The sequence below is a fragment of the Rhizobium tumorigenes genome (assembly GCF_003240565.2).
GTDB classification, from domain to species: domain Bacteria; phylum Pseudomonadota; class Alphaproteobacteria; order Rhizobiales; family Rhizobiaceae; genus Rhizobium; species Rhizobium tumorigenes.
On sequence record NZ_CP117255.1, the window covers coordinates 1,124,173 to 1,150,166 of the forward strand.

Sequence of the window (25,994 nt, forward strand, 5' to 3'; positions counted from 1 at the left end):
GCGGCCCCAGGGTCAAGACACAAAAACACCGCCCGGAGCCTTCCGGGCGGTGTTTTGCGTTTTTCGTGTTCGCTAGATGACGCGGCAGAGATTGGTAGCGTAGCGGTATCAGGCCAACTCCGCCGTCATCCTCGGGAGTGTCCCGAGGATCTGCAATCACTAGAAATCGCCGGTAGATTCTATCCTCGGGACAAGCCCGAGGATGACGGACGGTGCTGACGATAAAAGAAAGGGCCGCCGGTTTGCCGGCGGCCCCATCACATAAACTTCGGCTATCTCACATGCCCACCGCGGTACGCAACTCGGCCTTGGCCGCTTCGAATTCCGTCTTGTAGTCGTCATGGGTCATGATCGTCGATGCGATGACCGTGCCGGAGATGCGGCCGGCTTCGATATCGGTGGCGTAATGGATACCGCCAACCATGCGGTTATGGCCATATTCCCAGGCACGCGCCATCAGCGCGGCTTTCTTTTCCGGCAGCATGTTGGAAAGCACGATCCCCATCAGGGTTCCGACCGTCGTATGGCCGGAGGGATAGGAGCCGGACTTCGACAGCGGCACGACCGGGTGCACGAGATCGCTATAGAGATGCGGGCGAGGGCGGTTCCAGACCTTCTTGGCCGGATCGGTGACAGCGCCTTCGGTTTCGACGATGCGATCGAAGAAGGCCGTGAACTTCGGCAGGTTTTCCATGGTGAACTTCGGGCTGTCGATGACATCAGCAAAGCGCCAGACATTTTCCTCGGCGTCGGCAACGGCGCGAGCCGACTGCTCCGGTGTGCGGGTAACCTGAAGGGTCAGGATCTCGCCGAGCTCGGCCTTCATCTGCGCAGAGTCATTGGCGGGTGGTGGTGGCAACAGCACAAGGAGATTGACCTCCTTGGCATCGGTAAACGGCTTGGCCTTGGCATCCTCGGCAAACGAGGGCAGGGCGATACCGACGGTGAAAGCGAGGCTGATGGCGCAGATCTTGGCAAAGTGTTGCATGGTGGCTCCCCTGATGCAGTGACACGCTGCGCAGGTATCAAGGGAGTGTTTTAGCTGTGTGACAGTTTTGTTAGGAAGGATGATGGGCAAGCTAGATCGGCCACTAGCATACGCAGAGCCCCGTAAACCAAGCCCTTCAGCGCATCAGGCTCCGTTGCATTCACCGGAACCGGATGATCGCCACTTCGCCTTCAAGCGCGCCGTTGTAGGCTGATGCGTGGGGCTCCTCGGTGGGGACTTCCGTGAGCATGCCGATCTGGTCAAGATCGGCTTCGATGAAGCCTTCCTCGGAGAGGGCGTTGAGCGCCTCGCGTACGGCGGTGTCGTCGTCTGCGGCCCTCAGCATGACATGCAGTTCGACACCTTCGCCGCCATCGGTCTCGTAGCCCTTGCCGATGATGATGAAAACCATTGGGCCGTCATAGTTGTTGTCGTTGTCCGGATTGGTGATCATCGGGGAGTTCCTCAGGCGAGTCGATTCGATCTTGCGAATCTAGGGTTGCTGTAGCCCTGGCGTGTACGGCCGGTGGTCGATTCCTTATAGGCTTTCAATGCCATGCCAAAGTCTATCTTGTCACCGGCACCGCATTTCCCCTATAATTGGCCTCTAAAGCGCTGCTTTCCAGGGGTTTGGTGAGCGAAGCGCCAAGATAATTTTGTGTCCGGCCTTGACGAAAGGCCTTGAAGCCAGTAGTACCCGCCCCATCAGAACAGATGTGAGGCATGGCTGTTCGGAGCGACACGCTCTGGAGATCACCTCAAACAAGGTTCTAAACGCACGTTGAATACAGGTTTTCCGCACGCATGACGCCATAAACTGGCGTCCTCTGCTTTGATGTGGTCCATCCGTGAAAGCGGGTCGGGCCACGTTTTGTGCATTACCGATACGTGTGGTGCTGCCGGAAACGGCGAATGTTATGCCCGCAAGGGTGTTGAGACAAGATTTTAAGGGATGGTTGAATGCCTACCGTAAACCAGCTGATCCGCAAGCCTCGCCAGGCACAGGTAAAGCGCAATAAGGTTCCTGCACTTCAGGAAAACCCGCAGAAGCGTGGCGTTTGCACACGCGTTTACACGACGACCCCGAAGAAGCCTAACTCGGCTCTGCGTAAGGTTGCCAAGATCCGCCTGACCAATGGCTTCGAAGTCATCGGCTACATTCCTGGTGAAGGCCATAACCTTCAGGAACACTCTGTCGTCATGATCCGTGGCGGCCGCGTAAAGGACTTGCCGGGCGTTCGTTACCACATCATCCGCGGCGTTCTCGATACCCAGGGTGTCAAGAACCGCAAGCAGCGCCGTTCCAAGTATGGCGCAAAGCGTCCGAAGTAATTTCGGGTTCAGAATTTAAGGTGCTGCGCGAGGTTCTCCGCGTGATAAGGCGCCGGCAACATTTGAAGAGACAAAACTATGTCAAGACGTCACAAAGCTGAAAAGCGCGAGATCAATCCGGACCCTAAGTTCGGCGATCTGATCGTTACGAAGTTCATGAATGCGATCATGCTGCACGGCAAGAAGTCGGTCGCTGAAACGATCGTTTACGGCGCGTTCGAAAACGTCCAGGGCAAGTCCAAGCAGGATCCGCTCGTCGTGTTCCACTCTGCGCTCGACAACATCGCTCCGCACGTCGAAGTCCGTTCGCGCCGCGTCGGTGGTGCGACATACCAGGTTCCTGTTGACGTGCGCCCAGAGCGCCGCCAGGCACTTGCTATCCGCTGGCTGATCACTGCTGCCCGCAAGCGTAACGAAACCACCATGGTCGACCGTCTCTCGGGCGAACTGCTGGACGCCTCCAACAACCGTGGCAGCGCCGTCAAGAAGCGCGAAGACACGCACAAGATGGCCGATGCCAACCGTGCGTTCTCGCACTATCGCTGGTAATCTCGAACGGTATCCGAAAGGCAGTCCATTATGGCTCGCGAATATAAAATCGAAGACTACCGCAATTTCGGTATCATGGCGCATATCGACGCCGGTAAGACCACGACCACCGAGCGTATTCTTTATTACACCGGCAAGTCGCACAAGATCGGCGAAGTTCACGACGGCGCAGCCACGATGGACTGGATGGAGCAGGAGCAGGAACGTGGGATCACGATTACCTCTGCTGCTACCACGACCTACTGGAAGGGTCGGGACGGCAAGACCCGCCGCTTCAACATCATCGACACCCCCGGCCACGTCGACTTCACGATTGAAGTCGAGCGTTCGCTGCGTGTCCTCGACGGTGCGATTGCTCTTCTCGATGCCAACGCCGGTGTAGAGCCGCAGACGGAAACCGTCTGGCGTCAGGCCGAGAAGTACAACGTCCCGCGGATGATCTTCTGCAACAAGATGGACAAGACCGGCGCCGATTTCTATCGCTCGGTCGAGATGATCAAGACCCGCCTGGGTGCCATCGCGGTTGTCATGCAGCTGCCAATCGGCGCTGAAAGCGATTTCATCGGTGTTATCGACCTGGTCGAGATGAACGCCCTGATCTGGCGCGACGAGTCGCTCGGCGCTCAGTGGGATGTCACCGAGATCCCGGAAGACATGAAGGCAAAGGCGCAGGAATATCGCGAAAAGATGATCGAGCAGGTCGTCGATATCGATGAAGCTGCGACGGAAGCCTATCTCGAAGGCATCATGCCTGACAACGAGAAGATCCGCGAACTCGTTCGTCGCGGCACCATCGATGTCAAGTTCCATCCGATGTTCTGCGGCACGGCCTTCAAGAACAAGGGCGTTCAGCCTTTGCTCGACGCCGTTGTCGACTACCTGCCTTCGCCGCTCGACATTCCTTCGATCGCTGGCATCGACGTGAAGACAGAACTCGAAATTGCCCGTCATCCTTCGGATGAAGAGCCGCTTTCGATGCTCGCCTTCAAGATCATGAACGACCCCTTCGTCGGTTCGCTCACCTTTGCCCGTATCTACTCCGGCAAGCTCACAAAGGGCACGGCGGTGATGAACACGGTCAAGGAAAAGCGCGAGCGCATCGGCCGCATGCTGCAGATGCACTCGAACTCCCGTGAAGACATCGAAGAAGCCTTCGCCGGCGACATCGTTGCTCTCGCAGGCCTCAAGGAAACCACAACGGGCGACACGCTTTGCGATCCGTTGCACCAGGTTATCCTCGAGCGCATGGAATTCCCCGAGCCGGTCATCCAGATCGCCATCGAGCCGAAGACCAAGGGCGACCAGGAAAAGATGGGCCTCGCGCTCAACCGCCTGGCTGCTGAAGATCCTTCTTTCCGCGTCAAGACGGACGAAGAATCGGGCCAGACGATCATTGCCGGCATGGGCGAATTGCACCTCGACATCCTCGTCGACCGCATGCGCCGCGAATTCAAGGTAGAAGCCACCGTCGGTGCGCCGCAGGTTGCCTACCGCGAAACCATCACGAAGAAGCACGAAGAAGACTACACGCACAAGAAGCAGTCCGGTGGTACCGGCCAGTTCGCGCGCGTCAAGATCGTCTTCGAACCGAACCCTGATGGCGACGAATTCAAGTTCGAATCCAAGATCGTTGGCGGCTCTATTCCGAAGGAATATATCCCGGGCGTTCAGAAGGGCATCGAAAGCGTCATGTCGTCCGGTCCGCTTGCTGGCTTCCCGATGCTCGGCGTCAAGGCTACCCTCATCGACGGTGCCTTCCATGACGTCGACTCCTCGGTCCTCGCCTTCGAAATCGCCTCCCGCGCCTGCTTCCGTGAAGCGGCAAAGAAGGCTGGCGCTCAGCTTCTCGAGCCGATGATGAAGGTCGAAGTCGTTACGCCTGAAGATTACGTCGGCGACGTCATTGGCGACCTGAACTCGCGTCGTGGTCAGATCCAGGGCCAGGAAAGCCGCGGTATTGCCGTTGTCATCAACGCCAATGTTCCGCTCGCGAACATGTTCAAGTACGTCGACAACCTGCGCTCGATGTCTCAGGGCCGCGCTCAGTACACGATGACGTTCGATCATTATTCGCCGGTTCCGTCGAATGTAGCCACTGAAATCCAGGCAAAGTATTCCGGTCAGAAATAACCGGAATACCAATTGACCGAAACAAGAATAATCCCTGTACGGGAAGAGATAACGGAGAGCCGAAATGGCAAAGAGTAAGTTTGAGCGCAACAAGCCGCACGTTAACATCGGCACGATTGGCCACGTTGACCACGGCAAGACGTCTCTGACGGCAGCGATCACCAAGTATTTCGGCGAATACAAGCGTTACGACCAGATCGACGCTGCACCGGAAGAAAAGGCACGCGGCATCACGATCTCGACGGCACACGTCGAATACGAAACGCCTGCCCGTCACTATGCACACGTCGACTGCCCCGGCCACGCCGACTACGTCAAGAACATGATCACCGGTGCTGCCCAGATGGACGGCGCGATCCTGGTCTGCTCGGCCGCCGACGGCCCGATGCCCCAGACCCGCGAGCACATCCTGCTTGCCCGTCAGGTCGGCGTTCCCGCCATCGTCGTGTTCCTGAACAAGGTCGACCAGGTCGACGACGAAGAGCTGCTCGAACTCGTTGAGCTCGAAGTGCGCGAACTTCTGTCGTCCTACGACTTCCCGGGCGACGATATCCCGATCATCAAGGGCTCGGCTCTGGCCGCTCTCGAAGATTCGGACAAGAAGATCGGCGAAGACGCGATCCGCGCTCTGATGGCTGCTGTCGACGAATACATCCCGACGCCTGAGCGTCCGATCAACCTGCCGTTCCTGCTGCCGATCGAAGACGTGTTCTCGATCTCCGGCCGTGGTACGGTCGTGACCGGTCGCGTCGAGCGCGGCATCGTCAAGGTCGGCGAAGAAGTCGAAATCGTCGGCATCCGCGCAACGGCCAAGACGACGGTTACCGGCGTTGAAATGTTCCGCAAGCTGCTCGATCAGGGCCAGGCTGGCGACAACATCGGCGCGCTGATCCGCGGCGTCACCCGTGACGGCGTCGAGCGTGGCCAGATTCTGTGCAAGCCAGGTTCGGTCAAGCCACACAAGAAGTTCATGGCTGAAGCCTACATCCTGACGAAGGAAGAAGGCGGCCGTCATACACCGTTCTTCACCAACTATCGTCCGCAGTTCTACTTCCGCACGACGGACGTGACGGGCATCGTCTCCCTGCCGGAAGGCACGGAAATGGTCATGCCTGGCGACAACGTCACTGTTGCTGTCGAACTGATCGTGCCGATCGCCATGGAAGAAAAGCTGCGCTTCGCTATCCGCGAAGGCGGCCGTACCGTCGGCGCCGGCATCGTAGCCTCGATCGTCGAGTAATAACGGACGGCTGCCGCGCAAGCGGCAGCCGATACCGTGACAATAATATGAAGCAGGGGGCCTTGGCCGCTTGCTTATGACACGGAAATGTAGCAAATGGCGCGCAGGCGCGATTTGCGCGGCGCTTCGCATGTCGAAGCGGCTTTTAAATAGAACAATAAGGTGGGCTAGGTAGCCCAAAGGCTGGATAGGGATGCCAAACAATGGTGTCCCTCTCGATCTTTGAAACCGGTGATCCGCCTTACGTCATAAGACAAACCGCATTCTCTCGAGGGCGCGGCGATAACAGACAACAAGGATAATGTCGAATGAACGGCCAGAATATCCGCATTCGCCTTAAGGCGTTCGATCATCGGATTCTCGACGCTTCTACGCGTGAGATCGTATCGACGGCTAAGCGCACCGGTGCAAGCGTCCGGGGCCCCGTTCCACTTCCGACCCGTATCGAGAAGTTTACGGTTAACCGCTCCCCGCACATCGACAAGAAGAGCCGCGAACAGTTCGAGATGCGCACGCACAAGCGCCTTCTCGACATCGTTGACCCGACCCCCCAGACAGTAGACGCGCTGATGAAGCTCGATCTCGCTGCTGGTGTCGATGTTGAGATCAAGCTCTGAGACTTACAGTCTTCGAGCTGAGTGAGAAGGATTGAACCGATGCGTTCAGGTGTGATTGCACAGAAGGTGGGAATGACGCGCGTCTATAATGACGCAGGCGAGCATGTCCCTGTTACGGTACTGCGTATGGAGAGCTGCCAGGTGGTAGCCCAGCGTACGGTCGAAAAGAATGGCTACGTCGCTGTCCAGGTTGGTTCTGGTGTGGCCAAGGTCAAGAATACCTCGAAGTCCCTGCGTGGCCACTTTGCCGCTGCAAACGTCGAGCCGAAGACCAAGCTGCAGGAATTCCGGGTCTCGGAAGACAACCTGCTCGAAATCGGCGCCGAAATCACGGCTGCTCATTTCGCCGCTGGTCAGCTGGTCGATGTTACCGGCACCACGGTCGGTAAGGGTTTTGCCGGCGCTATCAAGCGTCACGGCTTCGGCGGCCTGCGCGCCACCCACGGCGTGTCCGTCTCGCACCGTTCACACGGTTCGACCGGTTCGCGCCAGGATCCGGGCAAGGTATTCAAGAACAAGAAGATGGCTGGCCACATGGGCCAGACGCGCGTCACGACGCAGAACCTTGTAGTGGTTTCGACCGATGAAGATCGCGGTCTGATCCTGATCAAGGGTGCCGTCCCGGGCTCCAAGGGTGCCTGGATCATCGTTCGCGACGCCGTCAAGTCAGCCGCGAAGTAAGGGAGCCGAACCAATGGAATTTAACGTCAAGACCCTCGAGGGGAAAGACGCCGGGAAGGTCTCCCTTTCTGATGCGATTTTCGGCCTCCAGCCGCGCGAGGACATTCTCGCTCGCGTCATTCGCTGGCAGCTGGCAAAGAAGCGCGCTGGCACGCACAAGTCCAAGGGCCGTGCCGAGATCTGGCGCACCGGTGCCAAGATGTACAAGCAGAAGGGTACGGGCCGCGCTCGTCACCACTCCGCACGTGCACCTCAGTTCCGTGGCGGTGGTAAGGCTCACGGCCCGGTTGTTCGCAGTCACGAACATGATCTGCCGAAGAAGGTTCGCGCCCTCGGCCTGCGTCATGCTCTGTCGACGAAGTTCAAGGCTGAAGACATCATCGTTATCGATGACTTCATCGCAACGGAAGCCAAGACAAAGGTTCTGGCCAACACGTTCGATGCAATGGGCCTGACCAACGCGTTGCTCATCGGCGGTGCCGAGCTCGACGCCAACTTCAAGCTTGCAGCCGCAAACATCCCGAACATCGACTTTCTGCCGATCCAGGGCATCAACGTTTACGACATTCTGCGTCGCGGTAAGCTCGTGCTTTCCAAGGCCGCTGTCGAGGCTCTAGAGGAGCGCTTCAAGTGACCGATATTCGCCATTACGACGTGATCGTCTCGCCGTCGATCACCGAAAAGTCCACCATGGTTTCCGAGTATAACCAGGTTGTCTTCAATGTTGCCCTGACAGCTACCAAGCCGCAGATCAAGGCCGCTGTCGAAGCCCTGTTCGGCGTCAAGGTGACTGCTGTCAATACTCTGCGCCGCCTCGGCAAGACCAAGCGTTTCCGCGGTTTTGTCGGCAAGCAGAAAGACGTGAAGAAGGCGATCGTGACGCTGGCCGAAGGCCAGACCATCGACGTCTCCACAGGTCTGTGAGGAATTAGAAAATGGCATTGAAATCATTCAATCCGACGACCCCGAGCCAGCGTCAGCTGGTCATCGTCGATCGTTCGTCGCTCTACAAGGGCAAGCCTGTCAAGGCATTGACCGAAGGCTTGGCTTCCAAGGGCGGTCGTAACAACACCGGTCGCATCACTGTTCGCTTCCAGGGCGGCGGTCACAAGCGTACCTACCGCCTGATCGACTTCAAGCGTCGCAAGTTCGACATGGAAGGCACGGTTGAGCGGATCGAGTACGACCCTAACCGTTCTGCTTTCATCGCTCTCATCAAGTATGAAGACGGCGAACAGCGCTACATCATCGCACCGCAGCGTTTGGCGCCCGGTGACAAGGTCATCGCTTCCGACAAGGTCGTGGACATCAAGCCTGGCAACGCCATGCCGCTGCAGTTCATCCCTGTCGGTTCGATCATCCACAACGTTGAAATGAAGCCCGGCAAGGGCGGCCAGATTGCCCGTTCCGCCGGCGCCTATGCACAGCTGGTTGGCCGCGATGCCGGCCTGGCTATCCTTCGCCTGAATTCGGGTGAACAGCGCCTCGTACCAGGCACCTGCCTGGCGTCGATCGGTGCCGTTTCCAACCCGGATCATGGCAATACCAACGACGGCAAGGCCGGTCGTTCGCGTTGGCGCGGCAAGAAGCCGCATGTACGCGGCGTCGTGATGAACCCAGTCGACCATCCGCACGGCGGTGGCGAAGGCCGTACCTCGGGTGGTCGTCACCCGGTTACGCCATGGGGCAAGCCGACTAAGGGCAAGCGTACTCGGTCGAACAAGTCGACCGATAAGATGATCATGCGCTCGCGCCATCAGCGCAAGAAGTAAGAGAGGAAGTCTCCAATGGCTCGTTCAGTATGGAAAGGTCCGTTTGTTGACGGCTATCTTCTCAAGAAGGCTGAGAAGGTTCGCGAAGGTGGACGCAATGAAGTGATCAAGATGTGGAGCCGTCGCTCCACCATCATGCCTCAGTTCGTTGGTCTGGTCTTTGGTGTCTACAACGGCAGCAAGCATATCCCGGTCAATGTCAACGAAGACATGGTCGGTCATAAGTTCGGTGAGTTCGCACCCACCCGTACCTATTACGGTCACGGCGCGGACAAGAAGGCGAAGAGGAAGTAAAGATGGGCAAGGCAAAAACAGAACGCCGGCTCAAGGACAACGAAGCGCAGGCAGTCGCCCGCACGCTTCGTGTCAGCCCGCAGAAACTCAACCTCGTTGCTGCGCTTATCCGCGGCATGAAGGTCGAGCGCGCCTTGGCCGAGCTTGAATTCTCGCGCAAGCGGATCTCCGGAGCGGTCAAGAAGACCCTCGAATCGGCGATCGCGAACGCTGAAAACAATCACGATCTCGACGTCGACGCTCTCGTCGTCGCCGAGGCCTACGTCGGCAAGTCGATTGTCATGAAGCGCTTCCACGCTCGTGGTCGTGGCCGTGCATCGCGCGTCGAAAAGCCCTTCGCGCATTTGACGATCGTCGTTCGCGAAGTGCAGCCAGCACAAGAGGAGGCCGCATAATGGGTCAGAAGATCAATCCAATCGGTTTCCGCCTTGGCATTAACCGCACTTGGGACAGTCGTTGGTTTGCAGACAACGCCGAATACGGTCAGTTGCTGCATGAAGACATCAAGATGCGCAAATTCGTTATGACCGAGCTGAAGCAGGCCGGCATTTCGAAGGTGGTTATCGAGCGTCCGCACAAGAAGTGCCGCGTCACGATCCACTCGGCGCGTCCGGGCCTGATCATCGGCAAGAAGGGTGCAGACATCGACAAGCTTCGCAAGAAGCTGGCCGACATGACGAACTCCGAAACGCACCTGAACATCGTCGAAGTCCGCAAGCCGGAAATCGATGCCGTACTGGTCGCCCAGGGCATCGCTCAGCAGCTGGAACGTCGTATCGCTTTCCGTCGTGCCATGAAGCGCGCCGTGCAGTCTGCAATGCGTCTCGGTGCCGAAGGCATCAAGATCACCTGCGCCGGCCGTCTCGGTGGTGCTGAAATCGCCCGTACGGAATGGTATCGCGAAGGTCGCGTGCCTTTGCACACGCTGCGCGCCGACATCGACTACGGTACGGCTGAAGCCACCACCGCTTTCGGTATCTGCGGCATCAAGGTCTGGATCTTCAAGGGCGAAATCCTTGAGCACGACCCGATGGCATCTGAACGCCGTCAGGCCGAAGGCGACAGCCAGGGCCCAGCCAGCAGAGAAAACCGTCGCCGCGATCACGCCTAAGGGCGCTCGAGGTAGTTAATTCGGAGAATAGATTATGTTGCAGCCAAAGCGTACGAAGTACCGCAAGCAATTCAAGGGCCGCATCAAGGGCGTAGCCAAGGGCGGTTCTGATCTCGCATTCGGTGAATTCGGCCTGAAGGCCCAGGAACCGAATCGTGTCAACGCTCGTGAGATCGAGGCGGCTCGCCGCGCGATCACGCGTTTCATGAAGCGTGCCGGCCGCGTATGGATCCGGGTTTTCCCGGACGTGCCGGTCACCAAGAAGCCGACCGAAGTCCGCATGGGTAAGGGCAAGGGCGGCGTCGAATACTGGGCATGCAAGGTCAAGCCCGGTCGTATGATGTTCGAGATCGACGGTGTCAGCGAAGAAATCGCCCGTGAGGCGCTTCGTCTGGGTTCTGCCAAGCTCTCGGTCAAGACGCGCTTCGTGCAGCGCATTGCAGAGTAAGGAAGAACAGCTATGAAAGCCGCAGATGTTCGCGCGTTCACCGCCGACCAACTTAAGGAAGAGCTAGCCAAGCTGAAGAAGGAGCAGTTCAACCTGCGCTTTCAGAAGGCCACCGGCCAGCTTGAAAAAGCCTCTCGTGTGAACGAGGTCCGCAAGGACATCGCCCGCGTGAAAACCATTGCCCGCCAGAAGGCGGCAGAAGCCAAGGCCTAAAGGAAAAATAAGATGCCGAAACGCATTCTGCAGGGCGTCGTGGTCAGCGACAAGAACGAAAAGACCGTCGTGGTTCGGGTCGAGCGCCGCTTTGCGCATCCGCTCCTCCAGAAGACGGTTCGTCGTTCGAAGAAGTACAAGGCCCACGACGAGAACAACACATACAAGACCGGCGACATGGTTTCCATCGAGGAATGCGCGCCGATCTCCAAGGACAAGACCTGGACGGTCGTCTCCGCTCAGGTTAAGTAAGAATTTGCGGTGAGGCCTTGCGTCTTGCCGTAATTTCTATATGAAGCAGCGACGGAACGCCTGAGACTCGGGCGTTCTTTTGCTTTTAGCGCACGGAAGGTCCCAATGGGGAAACCACCCTGGCAAGATCCATCCCGCGCTCGCTGAAGCTACTGCCATGTTTTCGCTCTTCCTTTTTGAAGAGTGTTAGCAGGTGAACAATTCCATAAGCCGGGATAGGGGGCTCTGCCCAACCATTCCGGTATAACAAGAAGGCGACCTGATATGATTCAGATGCAAACAAACCTCGAGGTCGCGGATAATTCCGGCGCACGTCGTGTCATGTGCATCAAGGTGCTGGGCGGTTCGAAGCGCAAGTATGCCTCGATTGGCGACATTATCGTCGTTTCGATCAAGGAAGCTATTCCGCGCGGCCGCGTAAAGAAGGGTGACGTGATGAAGGCTGTGGTCGTTCGCACAGCTGCCTCGATCCGCCGTGCGGATGGAAGCGTCATTCGTTTTGATACCAATGCAGCAGTACTTATCGACAACAAGAAAGAGCCGATCGGCACACGTATCTTCGGACCGGTTCCGCGCGAACTTCGCGCTAAGAACCACATGAAGATCATCTCGCTCGCTCCTGAAGTTCTGTAAGGGGAGCGGTTAGAGATGCAAAAGATCCGCAAGGGCGACAAGGTCGTCATTCTGGCTGGTAAGGACAAGGGTCGTACCGGCGAAGTCATTCAAGTGATGCCGAAGGAAGACCGCGCAGTCGTTCGCGGCGTGAACATGGTCAAGCGCCATACACGCCAGTCGCAGTCGCAGGAAGCCGGCATCATCAACAAGGAAGCCTCGCTTCACCTCTCCAACATCGCGATTGTCGACAAGGACGGCAAGCCGACCCGCGTCGGTTTCCAGGTCGTTGATGGTAAGAAGGTCCGCGTGGCCAAGCGTTCGGGAGATGTGATCGATGGCTGAGGCTAAATACGAACCGCGCCTGAAGACGGAATACGTATCCCGTATCCGCGCAGCGCTGCAGGAACAGTTCTCCTACACCAACGAGATGATGATCCCCAAGCTGGACAAGATCGTCATCAACATGGGTGTGGGCGAAGCGACAGCCGATAGCAAGAAGCCCACGATTGCTGCTGCCGACCTGGCAGCGATCGCTGGCCAGAAGCCGGTCATCACTTTTGCGCGCAATTCCATCGCTGGCTTCAAGGTCCGCGAAAATATGCCAATCGGTGCCAAGGTCACGCTTCGTGGCGCCCGCATGTATGAGTTCGTGGATCGCCTGATCAACATCGCGCTTCCGCGCGTTCGCGACTTTCGCGGCCTGAACCCGAAGAGCTTTGACGGTCGTGGCAACTTCGCCATGGGCATCAAGGAACACATTGTGTTCCCAGAGATCAATTACGACAAGGTTGATCAGATGTGGGGCATGGACATCATCGTTTGCACGACGGCGACCAAGGACGACGAAGCGCGGGCTCTGCTCACAGAGTTCAACTTCCCGTTCCGCACGTAACCGTAACGACGAGCGTAGAAAAGGAAATCAAATATGGCGAAGACAAGCGCAGTTGAAAAGAACAAGCGCCGCCGCAATACGGTTGCTAACAGTGCCGCAAAGCGTGCCGCGCTGAAGGCAACCATCATGAACCAGTCCCTTCCGATCGAAGAGCGGTTCAAGGCCACCCTGAAGCTCGCATCGCTGCCGCGCGATGGGTCCAAGACTCGCGTCCGTAACCGTTGCGAGATCACCGGTCGTCCGCGCGCCTACTACCGCAAGCTGCGCATGTCGCGTATCGCACTGCGTGAATTTGGCAATTTCGGCAAGGTGCCGGGCATTGTCAAGTCGAGCTGGTAAGGAGTAGCCCACATGACAATGACAGATCCATTGGGCGATATGCTCACACGCATCCGTAACGGCGCTTCGCGTCGCAAGTCGTCGGTTTCGACGCCTGCTTCCAAGCTCCGTGCACGTGTTCTCGATGTCCTTCAGTCCGAAGGTTACATTCGTGGCTATTCCGTCGTCGATTTCGGCAACGGCAAGTCGGAACTCAGCATCGAGCTGAAATATTATGAAGGCGCATCGGTCATTCGTGAGATCGGCCGTGTGTCTAAGCCGGGCCGCCGGGTTTATGTCTCGGTCAAGTCCATTCCGCAGGTCGCGAACGGTCTCGGCATCACTATCCTTTCTACTCCGAAGGGCGTGATGGCCGACCACCAGGCTCGTGAACAGAATGTTGGTGGCGAGGTTCTTTGCTCGGTCTTCTAAGGCTGGTCTAAAGAATTTCCCTCGAAACAGACAGGTTTGATAAAATGTCTCGTATCGGCAAGAAGCCCGTTCAGGTGCCTGCAGGAATCACGGCCACGATTGATGGCCAAAAAGTGACTGCTAAGGGCCCCAAGGGTGAACTGTTTTTCGTCGCGAATGACGATATCGGTCTCAAGCTCGAAGATAATGCGATTGTTGTGACTCCGCTCAACGACAGCAAGAATGCTCGCTCAAAGTGGGGCATGTCCCGCACGATGGTCGAAAACATCCTGGTTGGCGTCAAGGACGGTTACGAGCGCAAGCTCGAAATCAACGGCGTTGGTTACCGCGCGGCCCTGCAGGGCAAGAACCTGCAGTTGGCGCTTGGTTTCTCCCACGACGTGATTTATGAACCGCCAGTCGGAATCACAATTGCTGTGCCGAAGCCGACGGAAATCGTCGTTACCGGTATCAACAAGCAGCAGGTCGGCCAGGTGGCCGCAGAAATCCGCGAATACCGTGGCCCCGAGCCTTACAAGGGCAAGGGCGTCAAGTATGCCGGTGAGCGGATCATCCGCAAAGAAGGCAAGAAGAAGTAAGGATCACGCGAAATGGCTAGCAGGAAAGAAGCACTTGCACGTCGTGCCAACCGCGTGCGTCGTCATCTTAAGTCGGTGGCTAACGGCCGTCCGCGCCTGTCGGTTCATCGCTCTTCGAAGAACATCTATGCTCAGGTCATCGACGATGTGGCCGGCAAGACGCTTGCGTCTGCCTCCACTCTCGACAAGGATCTGCGCGGTTCTCTGAAGACCGGTGCTGACACAGCAGCGGCAACGCTCGTTGGCAAGCTCGTTGCAGAGCGCGCCTCGAAGGCGGGCGTCAACGAGGTCGTGTTCGACCGCGGCGCGTTCATCTATCACGGTCGCATCAAGGCTCTGGCCGATGCTGCCCGCGAAGGCGGTCTCACCTTCTAATATAAATTTCCGGCCGGTGGCGTAAAGCTCCCGGCCGGATTTCGGTCTTTTCAGACCATCACCGGACCACAGGGCAGCGAAAAGCCCGATGTGGTCTTGTTGCAGTTGCCGATTGCACCCGGAAAAGAAAAAGGAAAAGGACAATGGCACAAGAAAAAAGAGGTTCTCGCGACGATCGCCAGAACCGTGACGAGCGCGACAGCGAATTCGTCGACAAGCTGGTCGCGATCAATCGCGTTGCCAAGGTCGTCAAGGGCGGCCGTCGTTTCGGCTTTGCTGCTCTCGTCGTCGTAGGCGACCAGAAGGGCCGCGTTGGCTTCGGTCATGGCAAGGCGCGCGAAGTGCCGGAAGCCATCCGCAAGGCAACGGAAGCTGCCAAGCGCGAGCTGATCTTCGTTCCCCTGCGTGACGGCCGTACGCTGCATCACGACATCCATGGCCGTCATGGCGCCGGCAAGGTTCTGCTGCGCTCTGCCAAGGCTGGTACCGGCATCATCGCCGGTGGTCCGATGCGCGCCGTATTCGAAACGCTCGGCGTTCACGACGTCGTCGCCAAGTCGACCGGTTCCTCGAACCCATACAACATGGTTCGCGCAACGTTCGACGCTCTGAAGCAACAGATCCATCCGAAGGACATCGCAGCTCAGCGTGGCATCAAGTATGCCACTCTGCAGGCTCGTCGTATTGCCTCCGGTAATGCGTCTGAAGAATAAGGGAGTTTGACCTATGGCCAAAACGACCAACAAGACCGAAGCAAAGACCGTAACGGTCGAGCAGATCGGTAGCCCAATTCGCCGTCCGGACGTTCAGGAAAAGACCCTGATCGGCCTCGGATTGAACAAGATGCACCGTCGCCGCACTCTGGAGGATACTCCTTCGGTTCGTGGAATGATCCGTGCTGTCCAGCATCTCGTTCGCGTCGTCGACGAGAAGTAAGCCGGAGGATTCGTTATGAAACTGAATGAAATCACCGACAATGAAGGTTCGACCCACTCCCGCAAGCGCCTCGGCCGCGGTATTGGTTCGGGCAAGGGCAAGACCGGTGGTCGCGGCGTCAAGGGGCAGAAGTCCCGTTCGGGCGTAGCGATCAACGGCTTCGAAGGCGGTCAGATGCCAATCTACCGTCGTCTGCCTAAGCGCGGCTTCAACAACATCTTCAAGTCCGACTACGTCGTCGTATCGGTTGCTCGCCTCCAGGCAGCAGTCGACGCCGGCAAGCTGGACGCGAAGACGACGATCGATGCGGTCGCTCTCAAGGCTGCTGGCGTTATTCGTCGCGTCAAGGATGGCGTCCGGATCCTGTCCGACGGCGAAATCTCGGCAAAGCTGACCCTCGAAGTCGCAGGCGCTTCCAAGTCTGCTGTCGAGAAGATCGAGAAGGCTGGCGGCTCCATCAAGCTTTTGGCTGCCGCACCTGTCGCAGCTTCGGAATAATACAGACGAATTAATCGCCCGGGGTGCTTCACACCGGGCGATTTTGCTCCCATATGTGAGCTTCGGATCCTGAGTCGTGCGTTCGCGCGGGGAGGGCGATGACGGGACCTTCGGCTGGCGTGCGCTCTTGCATCGCAGTCCACCCAATGCTCGACTTTTTAAACAATTTGATTACACATTCCGGACTCGGCCGATTTAGCCGGAATTGGTAGTGCGGAGATTTGCATGGCGTCTGCAGCGGAACAATTGGCATCCAATCTCAATTTTTCAACCTTTGCAAAGGCGGAGGATCTGAAAAAGCGGCTCTGGTTTACGCTCGGTGCACTGCTTGTCTATCGCCTCGGCACCCACATTCCACTTCCAGGCCTCAATCCTGCTGCTTATGCCCAGGCCTTCCAGGGCCAGGCAGGCGGTATTCTCGGCCTTTTCAACATGTTTTCCGGTGGCGCTGTCCAGCGCATGGCGATCTTCGCTCTCGGCATCATGCCCTACATCTCCGCCTCGATTATCGTGCAGTTGATGACTTCGGTCGTTCCCGCTCTCGAAAACCTGAAGAAGGAAGGTGAGCAGGGCCGCAAGATCATCAACCAGTACACGCGCTATGGCACGGTCCTTCTCGGTACGCTGCAGGCCTATGGCATCGCGGTGGGGCTTGAGAGCGGTAACGGGCTTGTCGTGCAGCCTGGCGTCTTTTTTATCGTCTCCACGGTCATCACCCTGCTCGGCGGTACGATGTTCCTGATGTGGCTCGGTGAGCAGATCACCTCGCGCGGTATCGGCAACGGCATTTCGTTGATCATCTTTGCCGGCATCGCAGCTGGCCTCCCATCGGCCTTGGCTGGTACGCTGGAACTCGGTCGCACCGGCGCGCTTTCGACCGCGCTCATCCTGCTTGTGCTCGTCGTCGCCATCGCGGTCATCGCCCTCATCGTCTTCGTCGAGCGTGCCCAGAGGCGTCTGCTGATCCAGTATCCGAAGCGCCAGGTCGGCAATCGCATGTTCCAAGGCGATACCTCGCACCTGCCGCTGAAGCTCAACACATCGGGCGTCATCCCAGCAATCTTCGCGTCGTCGCTGCTGCTTCTGCCGGCGACGCTCGCAGGCTTTGCCAACACCGCCGGCATGCCGGCCTGGGCAACGTCTATCGTCGCAGCACTCGGCCACGGTCGCCCGCTCTACATGGTGCTCTATGCGCTGATGATCGCCTTCTTCGCGTTCTTCTACACCGCCATCGTCTTCAATCCGAAGGACACGGCCGACAATCTCAAGAAGCACGGCGGCTTCATTCCCGGCATTCGCCCGGGTGAGCGTACGGCTGAATACATCGACTATGTGTTGACCCGCATCACCGTGGTCGGCGCCATCTACCTCGTGGTTGTCTGCATTCTGCCGGAAATCCTCGTTTCGCAGACAGGCATTCCGCTCGCCCTCGGCGGCACTTCACTCTTGATCGTCGTCAGTGTGACGCTTGACACGGTAGCGCAGATCCAGGGTCACCTGATCGCGCAGCAGTATGAAGGTCTGATCAAGAAGTCGAAGTTGCGCGGAGGAAAGCGGGGGAGATGAGACTTATCCTTTTGGGACCACCGGGCGCCGGCAAGGGTACTCAGGCTCAGCGTATAGTCGAAAAGTACGGTATCCCGCAGCTCTCCACCGGCGACATGCTGCGTGCGGCAGTCTCCGCGGGCACGGAAGTCGGCAAGCGCGCCAAGGCCGTCATGGACGCCGGCAAGCTGGTGTCCGACGAGATCGTCAATGCGATCATCTCGGAGCGTATCGACGCCGAAGACTGTGCCAAGGGTTTCATCCTGGACGGCTTTCCGCGCACTCTGGTGCAGGCCGATGCCACCGAGAAGATGCTGGCTGCCAAGGGCATGCAGCTTTCCGGTGTCGTCGAGATCAAGGTCGATGACGTCGTGCTCGCGGACCGGGTTTCCGGACGCTATACCTGCGCCAATTGCGGTGCGGGCTATCACGATACCAACCTGAAGCCGAAGGTCGAGGGTGTTTGCGATCGCTGCGGTTCGACGCACTTCAAGCGCCGCCCGGACGACACGCGCGAAACCGTGGTGACGCGCATGCAGGCCTACTACAAGGAAACGGCGCCTTTGATTGGCTATTACTATGCCAAGAAAATGCTTCATTCGGTTGACGGCATGGCGGATATCGATCATGTCACAGCGGAAGTCGAAAAGATTCTCTCCAGCCTTTGAGCTTCGGAGAGTTGTGGTCGGGCCATACCAAGGCCTTTCGACGATTTCGCAAAACAATTGCGGCGCATGATTCGGTCGGACCAGTTGGTCGGGGCGGGGATAAGCCAAAATAAACTTAGCGGAACAGTTGCCTTTTGGCAGTGATTCCGCTAAACACCGCGCCAACTCGCGACATAGCTGCGATCGGCGCGGACTTCCCTCGGGAATTCCGGGTTCGGTCGTTTTGACATGTTATCGACCTCGAATTGAACAAGTGGCCGTTTAAGGCCGCATAACGAAGACCTTTGCCTGATGGCAAATGGAACGCAAGGAGAATAGGCGTGGCACGTATCGCTGGCGTCAACATCCCGACGGCAAAGCGCGTAGTAATTGCGCTGACCTATATTCACGGGATTGGCAATAAGTTTGCGCAGGAAATCGTCACCAAGGTTGGTATCCCGGCTGAGCGCCGCGTTCACCAGCTGACGGATGCCGAAGTCCTGCAGATCCGCGAAACCATCGACCGCGACTACCAGGTCGAAGGCGATCTGCGTCGCGAGACGTCGATGAACATCAAGCGTCTGATGGACCTTGGCTGCTACCGCGGTCTTCGCCATCGTCGCGGCCTGCCGGTTCGTGGTCAGCGCACGCACACCAATGCCCGCACCCGCAAGGGTCCGGCAAAGGCGATTGCTGGCAAGAAGAAGTAACCAGCGGGCAACCGTGTGGGGGAGGCTGGCGGTTCCGCCGGCCTCTTTTGAGTTTGGCGAAGGGCATCAGCGCCCTGCGCCGGTGTAGCCGCTGGCATTACGGCGGTGCAGAGATCCACGAAAGGGACTATTATGGGCAAGGAAGCCGTCCGCATTCGCCGTCGCGAACGCAAGAACATCTCGTCGGGCGTTGCGCACGTCAACTCGACGTTCAACAACACGATGATCACGATCACTGACGCGCAGGGCAATGCGATTGCCTGGTCGTCTGCTGGCGCCAAGGGCTTCAAGGGCTCGCGCAAGTCGACACCGTTTGCAGCGCAGATCGCCGCTGAAGATGCTGCCAAGAAGGCGCAGGAACATGGCATGAAGTCGCTTGAAGTCGAAGTTTGCGGTCCGGGTTCGGGTCGCGAGTCGGCTCTGCGCGCGCTCCAGGCTGCCGGTTTCATGATCACGTCGATCCGCGATGTGACCCCGATCCCGCACAACGGTTGCCGCCCACGCAAGAAGCGTCGCGTATAATCATCGCCAATCACACACCGGTGAGCGCCCAAAAGGCGATTGCCGGTGCTTCTCAAGCTCGGTTGCCACGATTGGATGGTGGTAACGAACGGAAGGCAGGAATATGATTCAGAAGAATTGGCAGGAACTGATCAAGCCGAACAAGGTCGAGTTTTCCTCGGGCGGCCGCACAAAGGTCAACCTTGTCGCTGAACCGCTTGAGCGTGGCTTTGGCCTGACGCTCGGCAACGCGCTCCGTCGCGTGCTTCTGTCCTCGCTGCGCGGCGCCGCCGTTACGGCAGTACAGATCGACGGCGTACTGCATGAGTTCTCCTCGATCCCGGGCGTTCGCGAAGACGTTACGGATATCGTTCTGAACATCAAGGAAATCGCCATCAAGATGGACGGCGACGATGCCAAGCGCATGGTCGTCCGAAAGCAGGGTCCAGGCGTGGTCACCGCCGGCGACATCCAGACGGTCGGCGACATCGAGATCCTTAACCCGGATCACGTCATCTGCACGCTCGACGAAGGCGCTGAAATCCGCATGGAATTCACCGTCAACAACGGCAAGGGCTATGTTCCGGCCGAGCGCAATCGTGCGGAAGACGCACCAATTGGTCTTATCCCGGTAGACAGCCTCTACTCGCCGGTCAAGAAAGTGTCCTACAAGGTGGAAAACACCCGCGAAGGTCAGGTTCTCGACTACGACAAGTTGCTGATGGCCATCGAAACCGACGGCTCGATCTCCGGTGAAGATGCAGTCGCTTTCGCGGCCCGCATCCTGCAGGACCAGCTCGGCGTTTTCGTCAACTTCGACGAACCGCAGAAGGATGTCGAAGAAGAGACAGTTACCGAACTGGCGTTCAACCCGGCTCTCCTCAAGAAGGTGGACGAACTGGAACTGTCTGTCCGCTCGGCAAACTGCCTGAAGAACGACAACATCGTCTATATCGGCGACCTCATTCAGAAGACCGAAGCCGAAATGCTTCGCACTCCGAATTTCGGCCGCAAGTCGCTGAACGAAATCAAGGAAGTTCTCGCTTCCATGGGCCTGCATCTCGGCATGGAAGTGCCCGCGTGGCCCCCAGAGAACATCGAAGATCTCGCCAAGCGCTACGAAGATCAGTACTGAGCGGCGTGAGGCAACGTGTGTCGCGGATTTCCGCCGGCACGCCGATCGCAGAGAACAATAAGTAAAGGCAGGATGACTGCCTTTCCCCGTCAAACAGCAGGCATATCGCCTGCATGTGCCAGGAAACGGCAGGCCCAAAATCAAAGGGCACCTGCGATTTAAGGAGAATAGCAATGCGCCATGGTATGGTAGGCCGCAAGCTGAATAGAACTGCAAGTCACCGCAAGGCAATGTTTGCCAACATGGCGGCTTCGCTCATCCTGCATGAGCAGATCACCACGACCTTGCCGAAGGCAAAGGAAATCCGACCGATCGTTGAAAAGCTGGTCACGCTCGGCAAGCGCGGCGACCTGCACGCTCGTCGTCAGGCCATCTCGCAGATCCGTGACGTCGCTGTCGTATCGAAGCTGTTCGATGCCATCGCAACCCGTTACGCTACGCGCAATGGCGGCTACCTTCGCATCATGAAGGCTGGCTTCCGCATGGGTGACAATGCAGCCATGGCCGTCGTCGAGTTCGTCGACCGCGACATCGCTGCCAAGGGCGCCGGCGACAAGGCTCGCGTTGCAGCCGAAGAAGCTGCCGAAGCTGCTGCCGCTTAAGCGGTAAAAGCCTCACCAATCAAAAGGCCGGACGAGCAATCGTCCGGCCTTTTTTGCGTTCTTGCGGGTGAGGCAGGATGGAGGCTATTCGGGTATGTTCACTCGGCCTGCTTTCGCGGGTTGACACCGTTGGCGCTGTCGTCTGAAATCTTTGGCGGCGTGCGTGATTGACTGCGCTTGTGTTGTGATTCCATAAACGACCTGCTTCCAAACACACCGTTCATCAATCCAGAAATTGTGTAGTCGATATCCAGGCTCTCCCAATGCAAGCCTGTTTCCCCGAGAAGCTCCACTTCTGACAACTGCGCGTCCGTTGCGTCCACAAGGCCTTCAATCTGGCGCGCAGGCACCATGAAAGCGGCGCCGTTGGTGAACTCGACCATGATACGGCCGGACTGGCGATCATAGCGAACGGATGAAAGAATCGGGCGCTGTGCGCGTTCAGCCTCCCAGCGCAGTTTGGCGGCATTCAGTTCGGCATCGCTGACATCAGCCATGATATTGTTTCCAAGTATCGAGAAATAAATCCTGATTGTCGATTCGACAATCGAGACGGCGCGACGGACGTCACGATCAGACATCCCGCCTTGGGTGATCACAGTCAGGTTTCTGATATCGATCCGTGCTTCACCGTTACCGATGACATGCGCATGCGGCGGTTCGTGGTCGGCGGTGTAGATCACGAAGCGCATGCCATTTTTGCGAAGTATCGTGACCATCATTCTAGTGTAACCGAGCTTGCGCGGTTATTCAAATGGCGTGCTCACCTCAAACAGCCACAGCCCTCTGCCGCATTCCGCGTCTTCGTTGAATCATGATTGGCCGGTAGGACCTGTAGAGGATCATCGCGATCAGGAGGCCGATATAGATGTACTGCTCGAGCGACAGCACCTTGGTCGATAGTGCGAAGTGCAGAGCGCCACAGACGGCGATGATGTACACGAGCCGGTGCAGCCAGATCCAGTTCTTGCCCATCTGCCGTATCGAGTACCTGTTCGAGGTCACGGCCAGCGCGGTCAGCATCACCAGCCCTGCCATGCCAAACATGATGAAGGGCCGCTTCAGGATATCGCCGAGGATGGCGTCGAGCATCAGCGCCTGGTCGAGGATGGTGTAGACCAGAAAATGCATCATCACGTAATAAAAACAGAGCAGCCCGAGGGCGCGGCGGTAACGCAGCCAGTTCCAGCCGACGAGGTCGCGGAGCGGGGTGATCGCGAGCGTCAGGATCAGGAAGCGGATGGCCCAGAGGCCGAGGAAAAGCTCAAAGGTCTTGGTCGGATCGGCGCCAAGATTGCCGGTGGCGCCGAGGTAGAATGCGTAGGCGGCGGGAAGAAGTCCGACGACGTAAAGCAGCCAGACCGAGGGTGGCTGGAAGCGTTTCGGCAGCGCGAGCGACAGGGCCATCAGTAGTTCGCCTTCAGATCCATGCCGGTGTAGAGGCTTGCCACCTGGTCCGCATAGCCGTTGAAGGGCAGGGTGGGGTGGCGGCTGGAGCTGAAGAAGCCGCCTTCGCCGATCCTGCGCTCGGTCGCCTGGCTCCAGCGGGGGTGATCGACCGCCGGGTTGACGTTGGCATAAAAACCGTATTCGCCGGGGTTGGACACCTGCCAGGTGTTCATCGGCTGCTTATCGGTGAGCGTGATGCGGACGATCGACTTGATGCCCTTGAAGCCGTATTTCCACGGAACCACCAGGCGTATCGGCGCACCGTTCTGGTTGGGCAGCGTTTCGCCATAGAGACCGACGGCCAGCAGCGCCAACGGGTTGCGCGCTTCGTCCAGCCGGAGACCTTCGACATAGGGCCAGTTCAGCGACTGGAAGCTGCCGGATTGCCCGGGCATCTCGGACGGGCGGACGATCGTCTCGAAAGCGACATATTTGGCGCTGCCCAGCGGCTCCACCATGTCGAGCAGCTTGGAGAGCTGGAAGCCGTCCCAGGGGATGACCATCGACCACGCCTCGACGCAGCGCATCCGGTACACCCGCTCTTCCGGCGGAAAGGCTTTGATCAGGGCGTCAATATCGACAGTCTGCGGCTTGCCAACCATGCCATCGACGGTGATCGTCCACGGGCGTGGCTTGAATTTTCCGGAGTTGGCGGCGGGATCGGCCTTGTCCGTGCCGAATTCGTAGAAGTTATTGTAGGTCGTGACATCCTTCTTCGGCGTCAGTTTTTCATCGACCGTGTAGTCGGTCTTCGATGCTGCCAGCGCTTCCGCCATGGCTGTCGTCCCACCGGCGATCGAAAGGCCGGCACCGGCTGCTGTCGCCAGGAAGGCGCGGCGGCCAAGATAGGTCTGGCGAGGCGTGATCTCGGAGGCGGCAATCTTGGGTGGGTAGTAGTTGGCCATGGGTAAAATCCTCGATGAGATGACAGTATCGATGGTGATACGCAGAAATACCGACGCAAGTTACAAATAGGCCTGCATTTTTTTGGGAAAAGAAGCCAACTTATCGTGTTCGGCGTTAATGGTTAGCGGCCATCGGCAAACGTTAGGCGTCTGTTCGACATTTTGGTCATTGCCCTCGGCCGGTAATAAGCGGGAGCGTTGATGATGAGGATACTGCGAAGAGGCCCATACCCTTGCAGCGTACCGGATTCGGCTTACCTGATAGTGACAGTCCGCACCGATTGATTTACGACAATTCTAAAAAGCAGGGGCTTGCAGGTCCGTCTGGCGGAATAGGTCTGCCGCAGGCAATGCCCTCAACTGCAGGACGTCGAGGATAACACCATGCCAGCCTACCGTTCGAGAACCACCACCCACGGCCGCAACATGGCCGGTGCCCGCGGCCTGTGGCGCGCAACAGGCATGAAGGACAGCGATTTCGGCAAGCCTATCATTGCCGTCGTCAACTCCTTCACGCAGTTCGTCCCCGGCCACGTGCACTTGAAGGATCTTGGCCAGCTGGTGGCGCGCGAAATCGAAGCGGCCGGCGGCGTAGCCAAGGAATTCAACACCATTGCCGTCGATGACGGGATCGCCATGGGCCATGACGGCATGCTCTATTCGCTGCCATCGCGTGAGCTGATCGCCGACAGCGTCGAATACATGGTCAACGCCCATTGCGCCGATGCCATGGTCTGCATTTCGAATTGCGACAAGATCACTCCCGGCATGCTGATGGCTTCGCTCCGCCTCAACATCCCGACCGTCTTTGTCTCCGGCGGCCCGATGGAAGCCGGCAAGGTCACCATGCACGGCAAGACCGTATCGCTCGACCTGGTCGATGCGATGGTGGCGGCAGCCGACGACAAGATCAGCGACGAGGACGTCGCGGTCATCGAGCGCTCGGCCTGTCCGACCTGCGGCTCGTGCTCGGGCATGTTCACCGCCAACTCGATGAACTGCCTGACGGAAGCGCTCGGTCTCTCGCTGCCGGGCAACGGCTCGACGCTGGCCACCCATTCAGACCGCAAGGAGCTGTTCCTGGAAGCCGGCCGCCGTATTGTCGATCTCGCCAAGCGCTACTACGAGAAGGACGATGTAACGGCACTGCCGCGCACCATCGCCTCCAAAGGCGCCTTCGAGAATGCCATGGCGCTCGACATCGCCATGGGCGGATCTACCAACACGGTGCTTCACATCCTGGCCGCAGCCCACGAGGGCGAGGTAGACTTCACGATGGACGACATCGACCGTCTGTCGCGCAAGGTGCCCTGCCTGTCGAAGGTGGCGCCGGCCAAGTCCGACGTCCACATGGAAGATGTCCATCGCGCCGGCGGTATAATGGCAATCCTCGGCGAGCTGGAACGCGCCGGCCTGCTGAATTCAGACCTGCCGACCATCCACGCCCCGACGCTTGGCCATGCAATCGCACAATGGGATATCGCGGTCACCGCCAACCCGGCAGCACTGAAGCTGTTTAGTGCGGCTCCAGGCGGGGTGCCGACGCAGGTTGCCTTCAGCCAGAGCTCGCGCTGGGACGACCTCGACATCGACCGCGAGAAGGGCGTCATTCGCAGCGCAGAGCACCCGTTCTCGAAGGATGGAGGCCTGGCTGTTCTCAAGGGCAACATCGCCGTGGACGGCTGCATCGTCAAAACGGCAGGCGTCGATGAAAGTATCCTGAAATTCTCCGGCCCGGCTCGCGTCTTCGAAAGCCAGGATTCATCGGTAAAGGCGATCCTTGCCAACGAGGTCAAGGCCGGCGATGTCGTCGTCATCCGCTACGAAGGTCCGAAAGGCGGTCCTGGCATGCAGGAGATGCTCTATCCAACCAGCTACCTGAAGTCGAAGGGTCTGGGCAAAGCCTGCGCCCTGATTACCGACGGACGGTTTTCAGGTGGCACGTCCGGCCTGTCGATCGGTCATGCGTCGCCGGAAGCGGCAAATGGCGGTACGATCGGCCTGGTGCGCGAAGGCGACATGATCGACATCGATATCCCGAACCGATCCATCAGCCTGCGCGTCAGCGACGAGGAACTCGCAGCCCGCCGCGCTCATCAGGATGCACAGGGCTGGTTCCCGGTCGAGAAGCGCAAGCGCAACGTGACGACGGCGCTCAAGGCCTATGCCGCCTTTGCCACAAGCGCCGACAAGGGCGCGGTGCGCGATCTCAGCGGCCGTTAGATAAAC

General features: G+C 58.3%; 37 protein-coding genes and 1 pseudogene. 32 read left to right on the forward strand and 6 right to left on the reverse strand.

Going from position 1 to position 25,994, the window contains the following annotated elements; genetic code table 11:
• Positions 1–277 precede the first annotated feature (277 nt).
• The gene (locus PR017_RS05590; protein WP_111220674.1) at positions 278–988 is read right to left on the reverse strand and encodes an acid phosphatase; all 711 of its coding nucleotides are present in this window, start codon (positions 986–988) and stop codon (positions 278–280) included.
• 160 nt (positions 989–1,148) lie between these two features.
• On the reverse strand, positions 1,149–1,442 hold the full coding sequence (locus PR017_RS05595) for a transcriptional regulator (RefSeq protein ID WP_111220675.1): 294 nt from the start codon (positions 1,440–1,442) through the stop codon (positions 1,149–1,151).
• Between the two features lie 506 nt (positions 1,443–1,948).
• On the opposite strand from PR017_RS05595, the gene rpsL reads away from it, so the two are divergent.
• The 31 genes from rpsL (at position 1,949) to rplQ (ending at position 21,411) form a co-directional block, all read left to right on the forward strand.
• Positions 1,949–2,320 (forward strand): 30S ribosomal protein S12, encoded by a 372-nt coding sequence (gene rpsL, locus PR017_RS05600; RefSeq protein WP_003507760.1) that lies wholly within the window; start codon positions 1,949–1,951, stop codon positions 2,318–2,320.
• Positions 2,321–2,398: 78 nt separating this feature from the next.
• Entirely contained in the window at positions 2,399–2,869 is a 471-nt protein-coding gene (gene rpsG / locus PR017_RS05605) for a 30S ribosomal protein S7 (protein ID WP_111220676.1), read from the forward strand.
• Between the two features lie 30 nt (positions 2,870–2,899).
• Positions 2,900–4,999 carry an elongation factor G gene (fusA, locus tag PR017_RS05610; RefSeq protein WP_111220677.1) on the forward strand — a complete coding sequence of 700 codons (2,100 nt, stop codon included), beginning with the start codon at positions 2,900–2,902 and terminating at the stop codon, positions 4,997–4,999.
• A 64-nt stretch (positions 5,000–5,063) separates the two neighbouring features.
• Positions 5,064–6,239: an elongation factor Tu gene (gene tuf / locus PR017_RS05615; protein WP_111220656.1), complete on the forward strand. Its 1,176-nt coding sequence runs from the start codon at positions 5,064–5,066 to the stop codon at positions 6,237–6,239.
• Positions 6,240–6,547: 308 nt separating this feature from the next.
• Positions 6,548–6,856, forward strand: a complete 309-nt coding sequence (gene rpsJ, locus PR017_RS05620; RefSeq protein ID WP_003547547.1) for a 30S ribosomal protein S10 — start codon at positions 6,548–6,550, stop codon at positions 6,854–6,856.
• A gap of 39 nt (positions 6,857–6,895) precedes the next feature.
• Positions 6,896–7,537 carry a 50S ribosomal protein L3 gene (gene rplC, locus PR017_RS05625; RefSeq protein ID WP_111220678.1) on the forward strand — a complete coding sequence of 214 codons (642 nt, stop codon included), beginning with the start codon at positions 6,896–6,898 and terminating at the stop codon, positions 7,535–7,537.
• A gap of 13 nt (positions 7,538–7,550) precedes the next feature.
• Positions 7,551–8,171, forward strand: a complete 621-nt coding sequence (rplD, locus tag PR017_RS05630) for a 50S ribosomal protein L4 (protein ID WP_111220679.1) — start codon at positions 7,551–7,553, stop codon at positions 8,169–8,171.
• Positions 8,168–8,461, forward strand: a complete 294-nt coding sequence (locus PR017_RS05635; protein ID WP_111220680.1) for a 50S ribosomal protein L23 — start codon at positions 8,168–8,170, stop codon at positions 8,459–8,461. The genes rplD and PR017_RS05635 overlap by 4 nt, the downstream gene beginning before the upstream one ends.
• An 11-nt stretch (positions 8,462–8,472) precedes the next feature.
• On the forward strand, positions 8,473–9,309 hold the full coding sequence (gene rplB / locus PR017_RS05640; RefSeq protein ID WP_111220681.1) for a 50S ribosomal protein L2: 837 nt from the start codon (positions 8,473–8,475) through the stop codon (positions 9,307–9,309).
• 15 nt (positions 9,310–9,324) lie between these two features.
• Entirely contained in the window at positions 9,325–9,603 is a 279-nt protein-coding gene (gene rpsS, locus PR017_RS05645; RefSeq protein WP_111220682.1) for a 30S ribosomal protein S19, read from the forward strand.
• 2 nt (positions 9,604–9,605) lie between these two features.
• A complete protein-coding gene (rplV, locus tag PR017_RS05650; protein ID WP_111220683.1) occupies positions 9,606–9,998 on the forward strand; it encodes a 50S ribosomal protein L22 in 393 nt (130 codons plus the stop codon).
• A complete protein-coding gene (gene rpsC, locus PR017_RS05655; RefSeq protein ID WP_111220684.1) occupies positions 9,998–10,714 on the forward strand; it encodes a 30S ribosomal protein S3 in 717 nt (238 codons plus the stop codon). The genes rplV and rpsC overlap by 1 nt, the downstream gene beginning before the upstream one ends.
• Before the next feature lie 34 nt (positions 10,715–10,748).
• Positions 10,749–11,162 carry a 50S ribosomal protein L16 gene (rplP, locus tag PR017_RS05660; RefSeq protein WP_111158089.1) on the forward strand — a complete coding sequence of 138 codons (414 nt, stop codon included), beginning with the start codon at positions 10,749–10,751 and terminating at the stop codon, positions 11,160–11,162.
• Between the two features lie 12 nt (positions 11,163–11,174).
• Positions 11,175–11,375, forward strand: a complete 201-nt coding sequence (gene rpmC, locus PR017_RS05665; protein WP_111220685.1) for a 50S ribosomal protein L29 — start codon at positions 11,175–11,177, stop codon at positions 11,373–11,375.
• Positions 11,376–11,387: 12 nt separating this feature from the next.
• Positions 11,388–11,627: a 30S ribosomal protein S17 gene (rpsQ, locus tag PR017_RS05670; RefSeq protein WP_111220686.1), complete on the forward strand. Its 240-nt coding sequence runs from the start codon at positions 11,388–11,390 to the stop codon at positions 11,625–11,627.
• A gap of 264 nt (positions 11,628–11,891) precedes the next feature.
• The gene (gene rplN, locus PR017_RS05675) at positions 11,892–12,260 is read left to right on the forward strand and encodes a 50S ribosomal protein L14 (RefSeq protein WP_111220687.1); all 369 of its coding nucleotides are present in this window, start codon (positions 11,892–11,894) and stop codon (positions 12,258–12,260) included.
• Between the two features lie 15 nt (positions 12,261–12,275).
• Complete coding sequence (rplX, locus tag PR017_RS05680) at positions 12,276–12,584, forward strand: 50S ribosomal protein L24 (protein WP_111220688.1); 309 nt, start codon at positions 12,276–12,278, stop codon at positions 12,582–12,584.
• Positions 12,577–13,134 (forward strand): 50S ribosomal protein L5, encoded by a 558-nt coding sequence (gene rplE, locus PR017_RS05685; protein WP_111220689.1) that lies wholly within the window; start codon positions 12,577–12,579, stop codon positions 13,132–13,134. The genes rplX and rplE overlap by 8 nt, the downstream gene beginning before the upstream one ends.
• Positions 13,135–13,167: 33 nt before the next feature.
• Entirely contained in the window at positions 13,168–13,473 is a 306-nt protein-coding gene (gene rpsN, locus PR017_RS05690) for a 30S ribosomal protein S14 (RefSeq protein ID WP_111220690.1), read from the forward strand.
• A 12-nt stretch (positions 13,474–13,485) separates the two neighbouring features.
• Positions 13,486–13,884: a 30S ribosomal protein S8 gene (gene rpsH / locus PR017_RS05695; RefSeq protein ID WP_003547562.1), complete on the forward strand. Its 399-nt coding sequence runs from the start codon at positions 13,486–13,488 to the stop codon at positions 13,882–13,884.
• A 44-nt stretch (positions 13,885–13,928) separates the two neighbouring features.
• The gene (gene rplF / locus PR017_RS05700) at positions 13,929–14,462 is read left to right on the forward strand and encodes a 50S ribosomal protein L6 (protein WP_111220691.1); all 534 of its coding nucleotides are present in this window, start codon (positions 13,929–13,931) and stop codon (positions 14,460–14,462) included.
• 12 nt (positions 14,463–14,474) lie between these two features.
• A complete protein-coding gene (gene rplR / locus PR017_RS05705; protein WP_111220692.1) occupies positions 14,475–14,837 on the forward strand; it encodes a 50S ribosomal protein L18 in 363 nt (120 codons plus the stop codon).
• A 143-nt stretch (positions 14,838–14,980) separates the two neighbouring features.
• The gene (gene rpsE / locus PR017_RS05710) at positions 14,981–15,550 is read left to right on the forward strand and encodes a 30S ribosomal protein S5 (RefSeq protein WP_111220693.1); all 570 of its coding nucleotides are present in this window, start codon (positions 14,981–14,983) and stop codon (positions 15,548–15,550) included.
• Positions 15,551–15,563: 13 nt separating this feature from the next.
• Positions 15,564–15,773, forward strand: coding sequence for a 50S ribosomal protein L30 (rpmD, locus tag PR017_RS05715; protein WP_111220694.1), 210 nt, complete (start codon positions 15,564–15,566; stop codon positions 15,771–15,773).
• Positions 15,774–15,788: 15 nt separating this feature from the next.
• Complete coding sequence (gene rplO / locus PR017_RS05720) at positions 15,789–16,271, forward strand: 50S ribosomal protein L15 (protein WP_111220695.1); 483 nt, start codon at positions 15,789–15,791, stop codon at positions 16,269–16,271.
• A gap of 225 nt (positions 16,272–16,496) precedes the next feature.
• Positions 16,497–17,837 (forward strand): preprotein translocase subunit SecY, encoded by a 1,341-nt coding sequence (gene secY, locus PR017_RS05725; protein ID WP_111220696.1) that lies wholly within the window; start codon positions 16,497–16,499, stop codon positions 17,835–17,837.
• A complete protein-coding gene (locus tag PR017_RS05730) occupies positions 17,834–18,484 on the forward strand; it encodes an adenylate kinase (protein WP_111220697.1) in 651 nt (216 codons plus the stop codon). The genes secY and PR017_RS05730 overlap by 4 nt, the downstream gene beginning before the upstream one ends.
• A 320-nt stretch (positions 18,485–18,804) precedes the next feature.
• Positions 18,805–19,173 (forward strand): 30S ribosomal protein S13, encoded by a 369-nt coding sequence (rpsM, locus tag PR017_RS05735; protein WP_111220698.1) that lies wholly within the window; start codon positions 18,805–18,807, stop codon positions 19,171–19,173.
• 132 nt (positions 19,174–19,305) lie between these two features.
• Entirely contained in the window at positions 19,306–19,695 is a 390-nt protein-coding gene (gene rpsK, locus PR017_RS05740; RefSeq protein WP_111220699.1) for a 30S ribosomal protein S11, read from the forward strand.
• 103 nt (positions 19,696–19,798) lie between these two features.
• Positions 19,799–20,809 carry a DNA-directed RNA polymerase subunit alpha gene (locus PR017_RS05745; protein WP_111220700.1) on the forward strand — a complete coding sequence of 337 codons (1,011 nt, stop codon included), beginning with the start codon at positions 19,799–19,801 and terminating at the stop codon, positions 20,807–20,809.
• A gap of 173 nt (positions 20,810–20,982) precedes the next feature.
• Positions 20,983–21,411, forward strand: a complete 429-nt coding sequence (rplQ, locus tag PR017_RS05750) for a 50S ribosomal protein L17 (RefSeq protein ID WP_111220701.1) — start codon at positions 20,983–20,985, stop codon at positions 21,409–21,411.
• A 98-nt stretch (positions 21,412–21,509) separates the two neighbouring features.
• Here the strand turns inward: rplQ and PR017_RS05755 are convergent, their stop codons facing one another.
• The 4 genes and pseudogenes from PR017_RS05755 to msrP all read right to left on the reverse strand — a co-directional run bounded on the left by PR017_RS05755 (position 21,510) and on the right by msrP (position 23,765).
• Positions 21,510–21,908, reverse strand: a complete 399-nt coding sequence (locus tag PR017_RS05755; protein WP_111220702.1) for a DUF2442 domain-containing protein — start codon at positions 21,906–21,908, stop codon at positions 21,510–21,512.
• 99 nt (positions 21,909–22,007) lie between these two features.
• A pseudogene (locus tag PR017_RS05760) lies at positions 22,008–22,133 on the reverse strand (DUF4160 domain-containing protein); the annotation flags it as partial.
• 46 nt (positions 22,134–22,179) lie between these two features.
• Positions 22,180–22,818: a protein-methionine-sulfoxide reductase heme-binding subunit MsrQ gene (gene msrQ, locus PR017_RS05765; RefSeq protein ID WP_425070016.1), complete on the reverse strand. Its 639-nt coding sequence runs from the start codon at positions 22,816–22,818 to the stop codon at positions 22,180–22,182.
• Positions 22,818–23,765 carry a protein-methionine-sulfoxide reductase catalytic subunit MsrP gene (gene msrP / locus PR017_RS05770; protein WP_111220704.1) on the reverse strand — a complete coding sequence of 316 codons (948 nt, stop codon included), beginning with the start codon at positions 23,763–23,765 and terminating at the stop codon, positions 22,818–22,820. Before msrP ends, msrQ begins: the two co-directional genes overlap by 1 nt.
• A 384-nt stretch (positions 23,766–24,149) precedes the next feature.
• Between msrP and ilvD the strand changes: the two genes are divergently transcribed.
• A complete protein-coding gene (gene ilvD / locus PR017_RS05775) occupies positions 24,150–25,988 on the forward strand; it encodes a dihydroxy-acid dehydratase (protein WP_111220705.1) in 1,839 nt (612 codons plus the stop codon).
• The last annotated feature ends 6 nt before the right edge of the window (positions 25,989–25,994 follow it).